Raw genomic sequence first — 18,086 nt, 5'->3', positions numbered from 1 at the left:
GTTCATTCGTTATTATAGAAAGAACTAACGGATATGAAGTATTTTATCGCTATAGTGATTGTAATGATTAGTAATACATTTTTAGGAGTTGCTAAACCAATGAAGAATCAAGCAGAAATCTATTTTGCGGGAGGATGTTTCTGGGGAACAGAACATTTCCTGAAACAAATTCGAGGAGTAGAAAGTACTCAGGTAGGATATGCCAACAGTAATGTTGCCAATCCGAGTTATGAACAGGTCTGTTCAGGAAAAACCAATGCTGCCGAAACAGTAAAGGTGGTTTATGATCCGAAAACGGTAGATTTGAATTTACTGCTCGATCTATATTTCAAGACAATCGATCCTACCAGCCTCAACCGGCAAGGTAATGATAGGGGAACGCAGTATAGAACCGGAATTTATTATGTAAATAAAGAAGTTCTCCCTGTCATCAAGCAGGCAATTCAATTATTATCTGCGCAATACAAAACTCCTATCGTCCTAGAAGTAAAGCCATTGACAAATTTCTATCCGGCAGAGACTTACCACCAGGACTATCTGGATAAAAATCCGGGTGGATACTGCCATATCAATCCTGCTTTATTCGAAATGGCACGCAAAGCGAATGCGCCGAAAGCTAAAGTGTATCAAAAAGCGGATGATGCAACCCTCCGTAAGGAATTGTCGGCGGAACAATATGCCGTAACCCAAAAGAATGCCACCGAACCAGCTTTCCACAATGAATACTGGAATGAGCATCGTCCCGGCATTTATGTGGATATTACTACCGGAGAACCTCTGTTTGTCTCTACCGACAAATTCGATTCAGGTTGCGGGTGGCCAAGCTTTTCCCAACCAATTCAAAAAGATCTGATCGCAGAAAAGAAAGATACTTCGCACGGCATGATACGTACGGAAGTACGCAGTAAAACCGGAGATGCTCATTTGGGACACGTATTCACAGATGGGCCGAAAGAGAAAGGTGGATTACGCTATTGCATCAATAGCGCTTCACTTCGTTTTATCCCGAAAGAGAAAATGAAAAAGGAAGGTTATGGAGAATATCTACCACTCGTCAAATAGATATTGAAGAATTACAAAAGCTAATCGTAACTGTTCATTAGAAAAATAGAACGGTGTACGAAAACGAACGAGGTTGTGTCAAAATGCTGACACAACCTCATCCAAGTTACGGGCGCTGCCCGGAATAGTCTAGCCGGTGAAAACCCGGAGTCTAGTTCTCCTTCCGCTGAGGAGCAATGAGATTGATATAAATAATAAAGGAATAGGTTATCTTCTTGAACCGCTGCTGTTTCTTTCAGAGGAACGGGAAGAACTTTGAGTGCTATTGCTTCTCGCACTTCCGGAAGAAGAGCGTCTTTCTGTTTGTCCACTAGAGACATTGCTCCGGGTAGATCTACCACTACTGCGACCAGAATCACTGCGACTGGAGCTACTACGACTGGAACTACCGCGCCTGGAACTGGAAGAGCTGTTATTTCTCTCAGAACTGTTATTTCTATTATAGGAACTACTATCGTTTCGTCTACTTGAACTTCCTCTCGAACTACTACTTGTTTTTCCACTTTCACGATTGGAGGAACTGAAGCCAGTTGAACTTCCGCTTGTTGGTCTGCGATTAGAGCTTGAAGAACCGGGACCTGTTTCCGGACGACGACCGGAATTACGATCACTTCCTACTCTATTCGTATTCCTATTTTTATCAGGAGCAACATTGCTACCAGGTCTTGTTGTCGTTCCCGGACGGTAAGAATTACCCGGACGTGTCGGTGCATTATGCGGACGTACCGAAGAATTCGGACGAATCCGAACCGAGCCAAAATCCGAACGGCGGTAAGAGTGATACACTCTTTGATCCCTTACCCGATGAGGCGTAGAATAATGGTGAAAATTATTGTATCTACCCCGATAATAGCTGGCATGATGAATATGCGAACGATAGTGCGCTCCACAATAGGTATGATAATGATAAGGCACACCGAAATAGAACAAGCCGCGATTCGGATAATTGATATAAACCCGTAAACTCCATCTTCCTCCGGTCACATAAATCGGCCGATAAAAATAATCGGCTCCCATGAACCGGCGATATTGCCCATCACTCAATACCCAACGAAGATCGTCATTACGGATGTCCAACGCTTCATAATAGTCATCCATCGCCCATTCATAACCACGTGCCACGTAATCCATGATATTACGGACCGAATAAATAAAGTCGTAATTAATCTCATACGCATCATTATATTGCTGAGTGGTCAGATTCAGTTCATACGCCATCTTATCTGTAAGAAAACGCGTTTCCTTACGTATCTTGCTAGTACTCATTCCTGCCATCACAGTCATACCTGCACCCAAACCGATAGCAAAAAGTAAAAATAATATCCGCTTCATAATTCAACCTCCTATCATTTATTATTTCAATAAACACCCACACTTAATCATTTATCACTATCGACGTCTGCCGTAGCTTTGCACAAACTTATTCATCTCATCCTTGTTAGACGAAAATGTCAGCGTAGCAATGACTGTAAAGAAAGCCCCTTTATCAACGATACGCGGATACATCATCTTCATAATCTCCATCCGGTCATCATCAAAAGTATAAAGTCGAGTCAATTCAAGACATTGTCCGGAAGTAAAATCCGAACCGGCCAACGCCGTCTTAATCATCTCCATGCGGTCATCCTTAAAAGGTTCTTTCTTCACCTCACTGAGAAACTTCTTAAAAAGTCTCTCACTCATCACTCTGTCATATTGACCATTATCCGGACAATATCCCTCTTGTCCGGGGCGGCCAGGCCTACCGGGACGAATCTCTCCACGTCCATCCACATAAATCTCTTTCACGCTATTCCCATCAAAATAAATACGTTCATTATATAACCGCCTCCCTTTCCATACCCTCTCTCCCGGACGGGCAGAGCGTGTAGCATACACTTCAACGGTGTAATATCCTGATTTCAAGTTAGCGACAAAACATGTTGTAGTCGGCAGACACATCTGGTTTCCTCCAAAATATACAAGAATCGGGGTATCTCCGCCATCAATACGGATTCCACTTACAGTCTGAGCCTTTAAAGAGAGAGCAGCGAGTAGGATACAGAAACTTATTACAATCTTACGCATACTTATCCAGTTTTTATTATTAATATCTCTAATCTGATAGTACAAAAATAGGGTGAGAAAACTCCCCACCCCAATGATTCCCTCTATTCGTGCATAGGGATTTCCCTATTCTATTTAGGATTCCACCAAAGCAATGCCATCCTCATGCAAGGCAATCAGACGTTTCTTATACAAATCGCCTACTCCTTTCTTAAAGGTTTTCTTACTCACACCGAACGTATCATAAATATCTTCCGCAGGACTCTTGTCGTTCAGATGAATCCGTCCTCCCTGCTCTTTAATATAATCAAGCAATGTCTTCGCAAAATCATCGACCTTTTCAAAGCCCGGTTTCTGAAGAATCAAATCCACCTTTCCATCCTCACGCACCTGTTTCACAAAAGCCTTCATCTCCATTCCGGTCTCTATCGAACTGAATATTTCATTCTCATACAGTAAGCCGCTATATTTATTATCTATAATTGCCTTAAAGCCCAAGTCTGTTTTCTGCCAGATAAGAATATTTACCTCTTCCCCCGCAGTGTACTCCGGTTTATCCTTCGACAGATAACGTTCCACCTTTGCCGAGGCCACAATACGGTAACTTTCTTCATCAAGATGCGCATGAACCACATACTTCCGTCCAACCTGCATCTTCATCTTCTGTTCTCTGAACGGTACGAACAAATCCTTCATCAGTCCCCAATTCAGAAAAGCCCCATACTGATTCACCCAAGACACTTCCAGACAAGCAAACTGTCCTACTTGCACAAACGGAGTCAGCGTAGTAGCAATCAGCCTTTCATCCATATCCAGATAGAGAAACACATTCAAGATATCCCCTATCTTACAATCTTCGGGCACATAGCGGGTAGGCAATAAAATCTCACCTTCTTCCCCTCCATCAAGATATACGCCGAAGTCTACCTCCTTCACAACTTCAAGCTGATTGAACTTTCCTAATTCGATATTCATATTTTTCCTATTTATACACTATCATATTTATATCCATCGCAAAGATAGGAAATATAATCGAGACTTAGGGTAGAACGCAGTAATAAGACTGATGAATAGCGGTTTAGGTCACGGCCTTTTCATTTAAGAAATATTGCTCATTATTATTCAAAATAATTTCCTATATTTGAAATCTAATAGACGATATAAGCAAAATCAAGGAATTGCCATATCTATATTCATGGTGATAGACAGCTAATCGAACAAGGAGAAGACAAGAAAGGCAAGCTCTATAAAGCTTATTACAAAGAAGAACAACAGAAGTATGAACATAAAAGAGATACTTAACCAGCCCGAAGGGCGTAGATTGGAATTTAAGGCAGAGTTGCCGGAGCATTCCGATTTGGCTAAAACGGTTGTGGCATTTGCCAATGATGCAGGTGGCGACCTGTATATTGGTGTGGCAGATGATCCTCGTGAAGTGATAGGATTGGATGAGGACAAGTTGGTGGCTATCGAGGAGAAAATAAGTAATATTATTTTTAACCGTTGCTATCCTGCGATATTGCCGGAGATAAAATTTATAAGCGAAGAAAACAAACACTTGATTCAGGTGACTGTTTTCAGAGGTAGTACGCCACCTTATTATCTCAAAGAGAAAGGTAAGTTACAAGGGACATTTATTCGTGTAGGCTCGACCAATCGACTTGCGGATGAAGCTATCATCTCGGAATTGGAACGTCGGAGACGAAATATCTCTTTTGATAGCGAAGTTATACCCGATAAGACTGTAAATGATTTGAATATAGATGGCTTTAAGGCTATATTCAAGGAGAAAACAGGGGAAGAATTATCTAACCAAGCGTTAAGGAAATTAGATTTGGTTAAAGATATGCAAGGAGTAGAATATCCAACCAATGCGTTGATTCTATTCTCTGACGACCCTTTGCGAAACTCACTGTTTCACTATGCAAAGGTGGAGTGTGCTCGTTTTAAGGGCGTTAGTATTGACGATTTTATAGACCAAAAGAGTATTACGACCAATATTGCCACACAAGCAGAGGAAGCGTACAACTTTGTGTTACGTCATATCAATAAAGGAGCGACCGTTGAGGGAGTGTACACTGTCTCTCGTTGGGAGTACCCTGTTAAGGCAATACGTGAGGCGATTCGTAATGCGGTGGTTCATCGGGATTATTCTCTCACAAGAAAGGACGTTAAGATTGCAATCTATGATGATATGGTAGAGATAACCAGTCCCGGACTTCTGCCACCATCCATTGATTACGCTGCGATGGAAAGCCGCCAGAGCGATGCACGAAATAAAGTTATCGCACCGATTTTCAAGCGACTCGGAATTATAGACCAATGGGGCAATGGTTTAAAACTGATAGCGGATGAACTGAAAGAATATCCTAATATCGAACTTCGTTGGAAAGAAGTGGGATTGTCGTTTCAGTTACAGTTTGTGAGGCTGGATTATCTGCTGAATGCAGAGCGGATAAAAGATGTACAGCAAGAGTTACAGCAAGAGTTACAGCAAGAGTTACAGCAAGAGTTACAGCAAGAGTTACAAAAGACGACATTGTATTCAGAGGTATTGCGTTGTATAGTAAGTAATGCTTTATCAAGGCAAGGTATATCCCTTGCATTGGGACAAAAAAAAGTATCGGGACAATTGAATAAAATTATTCAAAAACTGATTGCCCACAACCTGATTGAAAGAACTATCCCTGAGAAACCTAACCATCCTGCTCAGAAGTTCCGGCTAACAGAACGTGGACAGTTATTTCTTGGTTTACTTGCAAAATGAAATGACTATGATATATAGCTATCTACATTGAAATAAAACTTTTCTAACTTTGTAACGAGATACAGAAAAGTGTCTTATCCGTATAAAAGATAATCTATTTTGAACAGAACTACCCTTTCAGGCACTATAACTTTTCGTTATCGGGTAAAACTATTTACAATGAACAATCAGGCTCGCAATATGTTAACTTTGTAACGGCAAAAAGAAATGAAAAAGTTATTCACCTTTAAATATATTAAGCTTTATGGAATTTTTGACTAACGAGAAACTTACAATTGTGGGAGCTGCCGGAATGATCGGCTCTAATATGGCGCAAACAGCCATGATGATGAAACTGACTCCGAATATCTGTCTGTACGATCCATTCGCCCCAGCTTTGGAGGGAGTGGCGGAAGAACTGTATCACTGTGGCTTTGAAGGCGTCAACCTCACTTATACCTCCGACATCAAGGAAGCGTTGACCGGAGCTTCTTATATCGTATCTTCCGGTGGAGCAGCCCGCAAGGCTGGCATGACTCGTGAAGATTTGCTGAAAGGTAATGCAGAAATTGCCGCTCAGTTCGGCAAAGACGTTCGCCAATATTGCCCGAATGTAAAGCACATCGTAGTCATTTTCAATCCTGCGGATATCACCGGGCTGATTACCTTACTATATTCAGGTCTGAAACCTTCACAAGTTTCCACCCTCGCCGCATTGGACAGCACCCGCCTACAAAACGAATTGGTGAAATACTTCCATATCCCCGCTTCCGACATTCAGAATTGCCGCACCTACGGCGGTCATGGCGAGCAAATGGCAGTATTTGCCTCTACAACAAAAATAAAGGGAGAACCGCTGACTGACTTTATCGGTACCACCCGCCTGCCATTGAACGAATGGGAAGAACTGAAAGTACGCGTCATACAAGGTGGAAAACATATCATCGACCTGCGCGGACGTTCTTCTTTCCAGAGTCCGGCCTATCTTTCCATCGAAATGATTGCCGCCGCTATGGGAGGACAACCTTTCCGCTGGCCTACCGGAACCTATGTCTCAAACGGGAAGTTCGATCATATCATGATGGCAATGGAAACTTCGATCACCAAAGATGGCATTACTTATAAGGAAGTAGCGGGAACACCTGCCGAACAGGAAGAATTGGAAAAGAGCTACGAACATCTGTGCAAGCTCCGCGACGAAGTCATTGAAATGGGAATCATCCCAGCCATCAAAGACTGGCATACATTAAATCCAAACATCCATTAAACGGATAATATTAGTATAACGCCGGAACTGAACGATATTTTCTATATCGGAGTTCCGGCTTATTTTGTTTATGAGTGCGACGCAGGCAGGGAAGAACATTCCGGGCAAACGCCCTTCAACACATAGTTTATACTACGCAATGCAAATCCCTTCGGCAGATCAATGACCGGAATATGCGTGCCTTCCAGGCAGAATGTCCTGTGACATTTCTCGCAATAGAAATGCGAATGTAAATCCTGAACCACACAATTGCAGGAATTATCACAAACAGCATATTTCAACGACCCGCTTCCATCATCTATACTATGTATCAGGTGATGCGATAAAAAGAGAGCGATTGTCCGGGATATAGTCGACTTGTCAACCGTATCCAATAACGTTTCCAAATCGAGCAATGATACCGCACGCCCGACTTCCATCATATTCTTCAGTATGAGAAGCCTTATCGCCGTCGGTTTGATATCTCTCCGCGCCAACTTATCCAAATAAATATTCTCTTCCATATTCTCTCCTATTTTATCATTTTCTGTATTCTTACAGCATTCATAATAGCAAGCAACGTCACACCGACATCCGCAAAAACGGCTTCCCAAAGAGTAGCGATTCCACCCGCTCCCAATATCAGCACTAACAGTTTCACTCCGAATGCAAGCGTAATATTCTGCCAGATAATCCGGTGCGTCAGTTTTCCTACCTTTATAGCTTCCGCCACCTTAGACGGCTGGTCTGTCTGAATCACCACATCAGCGGTTTCTATTGCCGCATCACTGCCCAAGCCACCCATAGCGATACCGACATGACTCAACGCCAATACGGGCGCATCATTCATGCCATCGCCTACAAACGCTATCTGATTAGCCTCATCCTGCCGCAGTTCTTCCAGATGTCGCACTTTCCCTTCCGGCAGCAAGTCTCCATACGCTTTCGATATACCTAGCTTTTCAGCAAAGTTAGTAACAATACTTTGTTTATCACCGGACAATATCTGAATGTTTTCAATATTCAACGCTTTTAGGTTATCAATCGCTGTCTTCGCATCGTCTTTCAGCGTATCAGCTAATAACAAATAACCGGCATAGTTAGTTCCGATGGCACAGACCACAACCGTATCGGTTATCTTCAGCAATTCTGCCGGATATGCAATATTAAATTTGGACAACAGCCGACTGTTTCCGACCAACACAGTATTTCCGCCAACCGTCGCCTCCAGACCAAAACCGGCAAACTCTCTCGTATCGGAGGTTGACATCAGTTCTACATTCTGTTGTTTCGCATATTCCACAATAGCTTTAGCTATCGGATGTGTGCTATTTCGTTCTACCGAAGCTATCAATCGGATCAGCTCTTCTTTCGCAATACCGGACACCGGTTTACATTCCTGCACCTCAAACGTTCCTTTGGTCAGAGTCCCTGTTTTATCGAATACAACTGCATTGATTTTCGTAATAGCATCCAGATAGTTCCCGCCTTTAAACAGGATGCCAAGCCGGGATGCGGCTCCGATACCTCCAAAATATCCCAACGGGATACTCACCACCAAAGCACATGGACACGAAATTACGAGAAAAACCAAAGCTCTGTACAACCAATCATTAAATGTAAATACAAAGTGCGTGCCAAACAACGAATAGACAAATGGCAGAAGAACGATTAATACTGCCATTCCTATTACAATCGGGGTGTAGACACGCGCAAACTTCCGAATAAACAACTCTGCCGGTGCTTTCCGTTCGGAAGCGTTCTGAACCAGTTCCAGTATCCGGGCAAGCGCACTTTTATCAAAAGGTCTTGTCACCTTTATACGAATAACCTTATCCGTCACAATCATTCCGGCAAGTACTTCCTCTCCTTTCCGAATATTGCGCGGCACACTTTCACCCGTTAGCGCCGCTGTATTGAATGCAGCGACCTCACTCTCCATCGTTCCGTCCAGAGGTACCCGCCCACCTGCTTTTACTTCAATTATCTCACCGACTTTGACATTCTTCGGGCTCTCTACAATCAGTTCATGATCTCTCAGCACCAAAGCTTTTTCCGGTCTCACATCCAAGAGAGCGCCAATATTACGTTTCGCTTTATCAACCGCTTTCTCCTGAAATAGCTCTCCGACTGTATAGAACAGCATTACAGCCACCCCTTCCGGATACTCGCCTATATAGAACGCACCGATTGTAGCCACAATCATTAAAGTAAACTCACTGAAATAATCGCGTTCCTTCATGCTTTCCCAAGCCTCTTTCATCACAGGAATCCCTACCGGGAGATAAGCTATGACATACCAGGCCAAAGCAACATATTCCTTCTGGAAAAATGCCACATCCAAAGCATTCATCACGATACCGGCTATCAGCAATATAAATGAAAGTCCGACTTTCCAATATTCTTGAAATACAGACCTCTTAACTCCAATTTCCTTTTCAGACGCACACCCGTGTCCGTGTGCACAACAACTGCAATGTCCCATATCTTTCCTCTTTTAGTTGCTGCAAAGATAGCGAATGATTCGTGCAACAAAGTTGCAAATTATCATACAACAGCAGTTCACCTTACCACAACAACCATTTCCAAACAGATACGACTTCTATGTCCAACTCATTTTCTGAATTAGAACGACAACTCTCTCCGGATTCGTATAAAAAAAGGTGTACCTTGTTTTTTACAGGCACACCTTTTAATATGTGTTATCAATCAACTTTTACTTATCCTTTACCGGACGGACTTTCATTCCAAAACAACGGTCATAACCGTTCAGTTGAGTGTAGTCGAAACCCATTGTCGCCAAGCTTTCATCACACCATCCTAACTTTTGACCGGCGCCAAAAAGGTAACCTCCATGACGTTTAGTACTTGCAGAAATCTGCGTAGACAAATCACTTGTCCAATAATACAATCCCGAATAAGGCCACCAAGCATCATCCAGTTCCTTTATAGTAATACTTTTATCCGTATCAGTTTTTTCATTACTGCCGTAATATCCGGTTTTAGGGAACACGATAGTATTGTTGGTGATTGTTGATGTAACCATCCACGCATCTACCTCTACCTCATAAGATTCACCCGTTTCATGGTTATAGCGACTAACTTTTGTTTTACCCTGTACGCACATTGTATTCGGACCGTTAAACAAGTCGTTCATTTCTTCACTGGTCGGCATACGCCATCCGTTTCCCCAACGCATCACAGCTACATCATCCGTAGGATCAAGACGCGTCTTTCCGTCCTGTGACACTTTATTTTCCGTCCACTGATATTTGGTCAATTTAGTCGTACCGTCAAAATAACGGTAATTATTGTAATTATAGTAGTTCTTGCCGGCTTTGTTGGTATATGGATAATAAGATGCATCGTTCTTATAAGTTACATCCCCATACGTAAACGAGGTATTCTCATTGTCTCCGGGATGGTCAATCGTTTTCCCTGTGAAAATCTCACCCCATGCATAGTAACCTTCGATATTCTCTTCAGACCAGATAATCTTACCCATATCTTTGCCCGGATGAGGATCTTCAGGAGTACTGCTTTTTACGCACATTAACGGATCGTGACTGTCAGCCAGAGCTTTAAGTTCTACTTCCGTCCAAGTATGCCCTGCGGTATTCTGCGGCCAAATCCACACTTCGAAAGTATTAATCACCGGTTCTTCATCACCGCCCTGCTTATTGCCTTCATAAAGATTGTCAAGACCACCGATAATAATATCAAAATCACCGGAAACCGACAAGTTGCCGTATTTATATTCGTTGATTTTATTTCCCTCTGCATCAACCCCATAGCAACCATCAAGATAAGTTCCATCTGTAGAACGGATAGCAAAGTCATCGGCTTTGCATTCAAGATGTTCGATATCTTTAAATGTAAGACGTAATTTCTCACACTCACTGGCGCACTCTTGATAGACGTGTACTGCTACTTTTATGTAGGGCACTGTGCCGTTTGACTGAAATCCGGCAGCCACATCATATTTGGCACAAAGAGTTTCCTCTTCACCTACAACAAGAGATCCTCCACCACGTGTAGCACTTTGCTTCTGTCCAATGCTCAGATTCGTTCCATTGGTGAAAACTGAAGTAATTTTTGATACCGTAGGAATAGAAGTTCCACCATCGGGGATTTGCTCGCCGATTGAATCATCAGAACAGCTGCCTGTTAACAGAGCACCCGCAACTAACAAATAAAAACTAAGCTTTTTCATTATCATCCTATTACATTACATATAAAGACTTAAACCCTTATTTACATATTTGCTTACCGAAATGAATATATAAATCAAGCAAATATACATATTATACAAAAATAATCAAGTTTTCCGTTACATCATTTAATATTAATTATCTTATACTGCTGAAAGGTCCGATGAAATATGAAAAACATCTGCCACCCTACACCATCTACAACTTATTTCACTGAACAACAACAAATTAGGCAGGTGTAGGATACAGGTGACAGATGGTGTAGGATATACGTATCTGTCACCCAATACGACTATACGATTCGCCCCATACGACCACACGATTCGACTAAAACGACTATACGTTTCACCCTAAACATACGGCATAGAGTGGCGTTTCATCAGCGTGAAACAATATGTTCGCCAGCGTGAAACAAAGTGTTTACCACCGTGAAACAGAATGTTTCACCACATGGAATAGAGTGTTTCAAACGCCTATGAAACAAAAGAATAAAGAGCAACAGGAACATTCGACCGGAGATTTCTACAAAGGACCTATATAACAACGAGTTTTCTTGCATGAACAGAAGAAATGTACTACCTTTATAGGATATTTCAAACAAAAAACAATTCATGAAAATTACTCAGTTAAGAGACAAAGAAGAGACTACTGCCCTCACCACAATGGACATAGAAACATGGATAGAAAAAACAAAAACTGAAATCAAGGCACGACCGGTTACCGTTTTCAGAGAAATGCTCAAGTATACCCTACCCGATGAACGCTGCTACGGAGCAGACAAGTTACCCAAGATTCTACCCGCCGCCGATTTCCGCCGGACAGAAGGGGGGAAACAAATGAAAAGCTATAACGGAATAGTAGAATTGACCGTCGGTCCGCTTTCCGGAAAATCGGAGATCGCATTCGTAAAAAAGCGGGCTTGGGAACAACCGCAGACATTCTGCACCTTTACAGGCTCAAGCGAGCGAACCGTAAAAATCTGGGTCCGGTTTACCCGTCCGGACGGTTCTCTCCCGCAAAAGAGAGAAGAGGCGGAAATGTTCCATGCGCACGCCTATCAGTTGGCTGTGAAATGTTATCAGCCGCAGATGCAGTTCAATATCTTACTCAAAGCACCTTCGCTGGAACAGTTTTCACGGTTGTCGTTCGATCCGGATCTGAAGTACCGCCCCGACTCCGTACCGTTCTATCTGTCGCAACCCGCCGGGATGCCCGAAGAGCTGTCCTATCGGGAAGCAGTACGCTCGGAAAAATCACCCTTGACACGTGCCGTTCCGGGATATGATACGGAGCGGGCGGCATTCATGCTCTTCGAAGCCGCTCTGAAAAAGACACGCGAAGAAATTTATAAAGCGGAAAATGACGGAGCACGTCCCAAAGAAAATGATTTTCAAGCCATAGTGACACGACTTGCCGCCAACTGCTTCTATTCGGGCATTCCCGAAGAAGAGACGTTGAAACGCACGGTCTACCATTATTATCTGCAAAGGCAGGAAACACTGATCCGGCAGTTAATCAGGAATGTATATGAAGAGTGCGAAGGCTTCGGCAAGAAAAACAGCTTAGGCAAAGAGCAACTGCTCGCCATGCAGACTGAAGAGTTTATGAAGAGACGTTACGAATTCCGTTACAATACTCAAATAGGGGAAGTGGAATATCGTGAACGAAACTCGTTCCGCTTTTATTTCAATCCGATCGACAAGCGGATATTGAACAGTATCGCGCTGGACGCGCAAGCGGAAGGTATTCCGTTGTGGGACCGGGATATCAACCGGTATATTTATTCGAATCGTGTGCCGGTATTCAATCCGCTGGAAGATTTTCTTTACCATCTCCCTGGCTGGGATGGAAAGGACCGCATCCGCAAATTGGCGCAAACAGTGCCTTGCGGAAATCCGCATTGGGTGGAGCTGTTTCACCGGTGGTTTCTGAACATGGTCGTTCATTGGAGAGGTACAGATAAAATGCACGCGAACAACGTTTCTCCGCTATTGGTGGGCGCACAAGGCACGCGTAAGTCCACATTCTGCCGCAGCCTCATCCCTCCTGCCATACGTGTTTACTATACGGATAGCATTGACTTCTCGCAAAAGAAAGACGCCGAACTTTATCTGAACCGGTTTGCGCTCATCAACATTGACGAGTTCGATCAGATAAGTGCTACGCAACAGGGATTTCTGAAACATATTCTGCAAAAGCCCATCGTTAATATACGCAAGCCTCACGCTACCGCCGTGCTGGAGCTGCGCCGTTATGCTTCTTTTATCGCCACGAGCAATCAGAAAGATCTTTTGACCGACCCTACGGGCAGCCGTCGTTTCATCTGTATCGAAGTGTTGGGAACAATAGATACCAATCGGGCGATAGACTATGAACAACTGTACGCACAAGCCATGTATGAGTTGGATCATGGCGAACGCTATTGGTTTGATCCGGCCGAAGAGCGGATTATGACCGAGAGTAACCGTGAGTTTGAACAGGTTTCACTAGAGGAGCAACTGTTTTACCGTTATTTCCGTGCCGCCAAAGAGGAGGAAGTCGGTGAATGGCTTTCCCCGGCAGAGATTCTGGATGAGGTTGGCAGGAACAGTGCTATTCCTTTGTCCAACAAGCGAGTAAGTGTGTTCGGGCGGGTGCTTCGCAAGCATGAGATTCCTTCGAAACGCACGAAACACGGGAGTGTTTATCATGTAGTAAGGCTTTCATAATATAAGGAACAGATGGGTGTAGGATAAAGTATCCTACACCCATCTGCAACCCCTATCTTACACCCCGTCAACTCACTGTCATTCAACAGGATACATACCATCCGGTGTAGGATGGCAGATGATTACCATTCAAATTCTTCTGTGTAGGAGTCGAACACAGGTTCTTCCGTAATACCTTTCTGACGGAACAGTCGACAAATGTATTCTTGTTGTTCGGGAGCAATATATTTCTCCTTACGATAAAAGCGATAATACATGGCACGACCGAAATGCCCTAGCAACATATTCTTCAAGGACACTGCATCCCGATGCGGAACTGTATCCAGCAAATGGGTAACTCCCCAAGCGACCCGTATCTTCCGAACCGACTTATAGAACGGACAGGTGTTCACCTCTTCCGGAACACATTTCGGATTTACCACAGAAATGATGGAATGCAGATCGGTACTGTGCACCGCCACCAAATGACGCAAACATTTTTCTCCTTTCGGACACCTGTCATTAAAGCAGTGGGCAAAATTGTATGGTACTGCCCCATAGTCAAAATTATCTTCCATTATCGTTTTTATTAGTCACACAGATATACTCCACAGAAAATGCTATCAGGAGTTTTCTTTCCTGTCATTCCGGATAAACTCCAGCAGCCTTTCCACCGCTTCTTCTTCCGGAATATTCTTTTCTACACAGACTTTCCCTTTATACAGGCTGATCTTACCCCGTCCCGCACCGACATAGCCGTAGTCCGCATCCGCCATCTCACCGGGACCATTTACGATACATCCCATAATGCCGATTTTCAGTCCTGTCAGATGTGAAGTAGCCGCCTTGATACGGGCAATCGTCTTTTCCAAGTCGTAGAGTGTACGTCCGCAACCGGGACAAGAGATATACTCCGTCTTTGAAGTACGGGCACGTCCCGCCTGCAAGATTCCGAAAGCCGTCGCATCAATTACCGCATGACTGAGGTTACCTTGATTGAATATAAAGATTCCGTCACAAAGCCCGTCAAAGATCAGAGCCCCCATGTCCGCCGCAGCTTTTATCTGCAAGTCCTCCGCATCATCCTCCGCATAATGCTGGAAGAAAACAACCGGATTTTGCAGCCCTTCTGTCATCAGTTGATGTACCAACGCACGATGTTCGCCCAAACGGTTCGGATGGTTGCTTTGAGAAACGACAACCACTTCGGGATGTTGTTTCAGACAGGCAATCACTTCATCCGTCTGTGCCATATAAGGCATAAACAGGAATTTGAGTTCCGCATTACATCCTCCCATCAACGGCAGTTGCTGATGATTATAAGCAGGCCAAGTTCCGGCTTCTCCGGTCCATACGTCCGCATCAAGAATATAGTCCACACCTTCTTCCCGTTGTTCGGGCAAAGCACGTCCGGCATAAATATAGTCCGGAGTAAATTGCGGATTCACTTCGGTCTTCCCGTCCATACGGTCGGCAATGACCACAGGCACGTGTTCACCTCCTATATTGCGGACAGCCCGCGTCTTACGGCGTTCGGGCGACAAATAGTTAAATCCAGGCGCTTCTAGTCCGGGAATATAAGGATGATTCCGCCTCAACAGTATATAGTCAACCAACTTACGGGCAACAGGAATTTCCGCTTCGGGAGCTTCGCTCAAAGATACCCGTATAGTATCCCCCAGTCCGTCGGCCAACAGCGCACCAATGCCGAGAGCGGACTTGATACGTCCGTCCTCACCGTCTCCGGCCTCTGTCACTCCAAGATGCAACGGGAAAGCCATCCCTTCTTTCTCCATCACAGCTACCAACAGACGGACGGTTTTCACCATGACAACCGTATTGGACGCTTTGATGGAAATAACCACATCGGTAAAGTTCTCTTCAACACAAATGCGAAGAAACTCCATACAAGACTCTACCATGCCTTCGGGCGTATCACCATAACGGGACATGATGCGGTCGGACAAAGAGCCGTGGTTCACACCGATACGGATAGCCGTGTGATTCTCTTTACAGATATTCAGAAAAGGCACAAAGCGGTCATGAATTTTCTGTATTTCCTGCGCATACTCTTCGTCGGTATATTCCAGCTTCTTAAAAGTACGTGCAGCGTCTACATAATTCCCCGGATTGATGCGTACCTTTTCCGCATATCGGGCTGCCACATCGGCAACTTTCGGATTAAAGTGTACATCGGCAACCAACGGAACCATATATTCCTGACTGCGCAAACCTATATTAATATTTTTCAGGTTCTCCGCTTCCTTGATACCTTGCGTCGTCAGACGGACATACTCACCACCCGCGTCGACAATACGTTTCGCCTGTTCCACACAAGCCTGCGTATCCTGCGTAGACGTATTGGTCATCGACTGGATACGAATAGAATTGGGGCCACCCAACGGTACGGCCCCAATATTCACTTCGGTAGTTTCCCTCCGAAAATAATTGAATAGATCCATTAGTTCGTTTTATATTCAAACTTGACTTCTTTCAGTTCTTCGTTTGCTTTTACGATTTTCTTTTTCAGTCCTTCTTTGTAAGCTGCAAATGCTTCCGCCAGCTTTTCATCACTCAAAGCAAGCATCTGAATGGCCAGAATAGCCGCATTCATCGCTCCGTTGATAGCAACAGTGGCTACGGGAATGCCCGGAGGCATTTGAATGATGGAATAAAGTGCGTCCACACCATCGAGCACGGAGCCTTTCACCGGCACTCCGATTACAGGAAGTGTAGTGTTAGCCGCAATTACACCGGGAAGGGCGGCAGCCATTCCGGCAGCAGCGATAATTACTTTAATGCCACGGGTACGGGCATTCTTAGCAAACTCTTCCACAGCCTCAGGCGTGCGGTGAGCGGAAAGCGCGTTCATTTCGAACGGTACATGCATATCATTCAGCAGTTGTGCGGCCTTTTCCATAACTGGAAGGTCGGACGTACTGCCCATGATGATACTTACAATTGGAGTCATATTTTTAATGTTTAATTTATCCGTTAATCACTTCTTTATACCCTTCCGCATCCAGCAAGTCTTCTACCGCCTTCACATCAGCAGGTTTCATCTTAATCAGCCAACCCTCGCCGTATGGGTCTTTGTTCACCAGTTCCGGGTTCTCTTCCAGCGCTTCATTCTGTTCCAGCACCTCACCTGCTACCGGCAGGAAAAGATCGGAAATTGTTTTCACTACTTCGATAGTTCCGAAAACCTCACCGGCTTCCAGCGACTCACCGACCGTCGGTATGTCCACAAACACAATATCGCCCAATTGCTCCTGAGCATAATCGGTGATACCTACGTATGCAATGTCTCCTTCTACGCGAATCCATTCATGTTCGTTCGTGTACTTCAAATTCTGTGGAAAGTTCATAATAATTAGTTTTTAGGATTTATACTGTTTTAAAATAAAAATACTCGAAATAAGATATTACTCACCGGATGAAGCACCAAAAGGGCGCATACCAGGCCGACCGTAAAACCGGAAATGACCTCTCCCAGCGTATGATGTCCCAGAATGATACGGGCAGAACCCAGCACACCGGCTATCAATATAAACAGGCACAGCCACCCTACCGGATTATAACCGAACAAGGCGCTAAAGGAAACCAATCCGCCTATCACTCCGCCTATGCCCGCCATATGCTCGCTCAGTTTCCATCTCAGATTTACTGCTATGCAAATGATGGAGACTACGAGAGAAGCCAAAATAATGCCGGTCATGTACCAAGGCAGATTCAGCCTACGCATCATCAACAGGCAGAATACATACGAAATGATAGTCAGCAGGATAGGTACAAAACGTTTCTTCCGTTCGCCCAGCTCCTGACGGGCAAAACCGTTGATCTTGCGGAACAGAAAGATGGTTATAGTGGGAGTCAATATAGTAAAGCAATAGACAATTCCCAATACAATCAACTTATATACCATCGGCATGATGCGGAGATAAGAAAACAGGAATAACACCAGAAATGACAAAAACGGAATAGAAAACGGGGTAAACACCATCGAAGTGACTCTTGCCACCTGCAACATTGTCTTATCCGCTATGATATGCTCTTTCTCTCTGTCCATTATCAATTATCTATTAATC

15 protein-coding genes are annotated in these 18,086 nt (G+C 44.1%); 4 read left to right on the top strand and 11 right to left on the bottom strand.

The features are described from left to right. Positions 1–33 precede the first annotated feature (33 nt). Positions 34–1,062, top strand: a complete 1,029-nt coding sequence (msrB, locus tag ACNOGP_RS07030; protein ID WP_418214409.1) for a peptide-methionine (R)-S-oxide reductase MsrB — start codon at positions 34–36, stop codon at positions 1,060–1,062. 207 nt (positions 1,063–1,269) lie between these two features. Here msrB and ACNOGP_RS07025 read toward each other — a convergent pair whose 3' ends face one another. The 3 genes from ACNOGP_RS07025 to ACNOGP_RS07015 form a co-directional block, all read right to left on the bottom strand. Beyond that, complete coding sequence (locus ACNOGP_RS07025; protein WP_418214408.1) at positions 1,270–2,394, bottom strand: hypothetical protein; 1,125 nt, start codon at positions 2,392–2,394, stop codon at positions 1,270–1,272. Between the two features lie 57 nt (positions 2,395–2,451). Next, a complete protein-coding gene (locus ACNOGP_RS07020; RefSeq protein WP_007764148.1) occupies positions 2,452–3,129 on the bottom strand; it encodes a DUF4476 domain-containing protein in 678 nt (225 codons plus the stop codon). Between the two features lie 114 nt (positions 3,130–3,243). Next, on the bottom strand, positions 3,244–4,083 hold the full coding sequence (locus ACNOGP_RS07015; protein WP_143865289.1) for a S1 RNA-binding domain-containing protein: 840 nt from the start codon (positions 4,081–4,083) through the stop codon (positions 3,244–3,246). Between the two features lie 304 nt (positions 4,084–4,387). Between ACNOGP_RS07015 and ACNOGP_RS07010 the strand changes: the two genes are divergently transcribed. Beyond that, a complete protein-coding gene (locus ACNOGP_RS07010; RefSeq protein ID WP_418214407.1) occupies positions 4,388–5,875 on the top strand; it encodes an RNA-binding domain-containing protein in 1,488 nt (495 codons plus the stop codon). A 244-nt stretch (positions 5,876–6,119) separates the two neighbouring features. After that, positions 6,120–7,121 (top strand): malate dehydrogenase, encoded by a 1,002-nt coding sequence (locus tag ACNOGP_RS07005; protein WP_418214406.1) that lies wholly within the window; start codon positions 6,120–6,122, stop codon positions 7,119–7,121. Between the two features lie 68 nt (positions 7,122–7,189). On the opposite strand, the gene ACNOGP_RS07000 is transcribed toward ACNOGP_RS07005, so the two are convergent. From ACNOGP_RS07000 to ACNOGP_RS06990, 3 genes are all read right to left on the bottom strand, one after another. After that, complete coding sequence (locus ACNOGP_RS07000; protein WP_186968535.1) at positions 7,190–7,624, bottom strand: Fur family transcriptional regulator; 435 nt, start codon at positions 7,622–7,624, stop codon at positions 7,190–7,192. Positions 7,625–7,632: 8 nt separating this feature from the next. Beyond that, the gene (locus ACNOGP_RS06995) at positions 7,633–9,585 is read right to left on the bottom strand and encodes a heavy metal translocating P-type ATPase (RefSeq protein ID WP_418214405.1); all 1,953 of its coding nucleotides are present in this window, start codon (positions 9,583–9,585) and stop codon (positions 7,633–7,635) included. A 231-nt stretch (positions 9,586–9,816) separates the two neighbouring features. Next, positions 9,817–11,313: a hypothetical protein gene (locus ACNOGP_RS06990; protein ID WP_418214404.1), complete on the bottom strand. Its 1,497-nt coding sequence runs from the start codon at positions 11,311–11,313 to the stop codon at positions 9,817–9,819. A gap of 609 nt (positions 11,314–11,922) precedes the next feature. Between ACNOGP_RS06990 and ACNOGP_RS06985 the strand changes: the two genes are divergently transcribed. Continuing rightward, positions 11,923–14,019: a BT4734/BF3469 family protein gene (locus tag ACNOGP_RS06985; protein WP_287666575.1), complete on the top strand. Its 2,097-nt coding sequence runs from the start codon at positions 11,923–11,925 to the stop codon at positions 14,017–14,019. Positions 14,020–14,141: 122 nt separating this feature from the next. Here ACNOGP_RS06985 and ACNOGP_RS06980 read toward each other — a convergent pair whose 3' ends face one another. The 5 genes from ACNOGP_RS06980 to ACNOGP_RS06960 are packed head-to-tail and all read right to left on the bottom strand — an operon-like array spanning position 14,142 to position 18,067. Next, positions 14,142–14,576, bottom strand: coding sequence for a DUF6078 family protein (locus ACNOGP_RS06980; RefSeq protein WP_418214403.1), 435 nt, complete (start codon positions 14,574–14,576; stop codon positions 14,142–14,144). A 45-nt stretch (positions 14,577–14,621) separates the two neighbouring features. After that, positions 14,622–16,460: a 4-hydroxy-3-methylbut-2-en-1-yl diphosphate synthase gene (locus ACNOGP_RS06975; RefSeq protein WP_418214402.1), complete on the bottom strand. Its 1,839-nt coding sequence runs from the start codon at positions 16,458–16,460 to the stop codon at positions 14,622–14,624. Next, positions 16,460–16,969, bottom strand: coding sequence for a 5-(carboxyamino)imidazole ribonucleotide mutase (gene purE / locus ACNOGP_RS06970; RefSeq protein ID WP_007756780.1), 510 nt, complete (start codon positions 16,967–16,969; stop codon positions 16,460–16,462). The genes ACNOGP_RS06975 and purE overlap by 1 nt, the downstream gene beginning before the upstream one ends. Positions 16,970–16,985: 16 nt before the next feature. Further along, complete coding sequence (gene gcvH, locus ACNOGP_RS06965) at positions 16,986–17,366, bottom strand: glycine cleavage system protein GcvH (RefSeq protein WP_007756779.1); 381 nt, start codon at positions 17,364–17,366, stop codon at positions 16,986–16,988. 29 nt (positions 17,367–17,395) lie between these two features. After that, the gene (locus ACNOGP_RS06960) at positions 17,396–18,067 is read right to left on the bottom strand and encodes a membrane protein (RefSeq protein WP_007756778.1); all 672 of its coding nucleotides are present in this window, start codon (positions 18,065–18,067) and stop codon (positions 17,396–17,398) included. Between the last annotated feature and the right edge of the window lie 19 nt (positions 18,068–18,086).

Origin of the sequence: Bacteroides difficilis (genome assembly GCF_048319815.1) — a bacterium.
Classification (GTDB): Bacteria; Bacteroidota; Bacteroidia; order Bacteroidales; family Bacteroidaceae; genus Bacteroides; species Bacteroides zhangwenhongii.
Note: the sequence above shows the minus strand (reverse complement) of the source record. Positions and strands in the feature narration are given on the sequence as shown.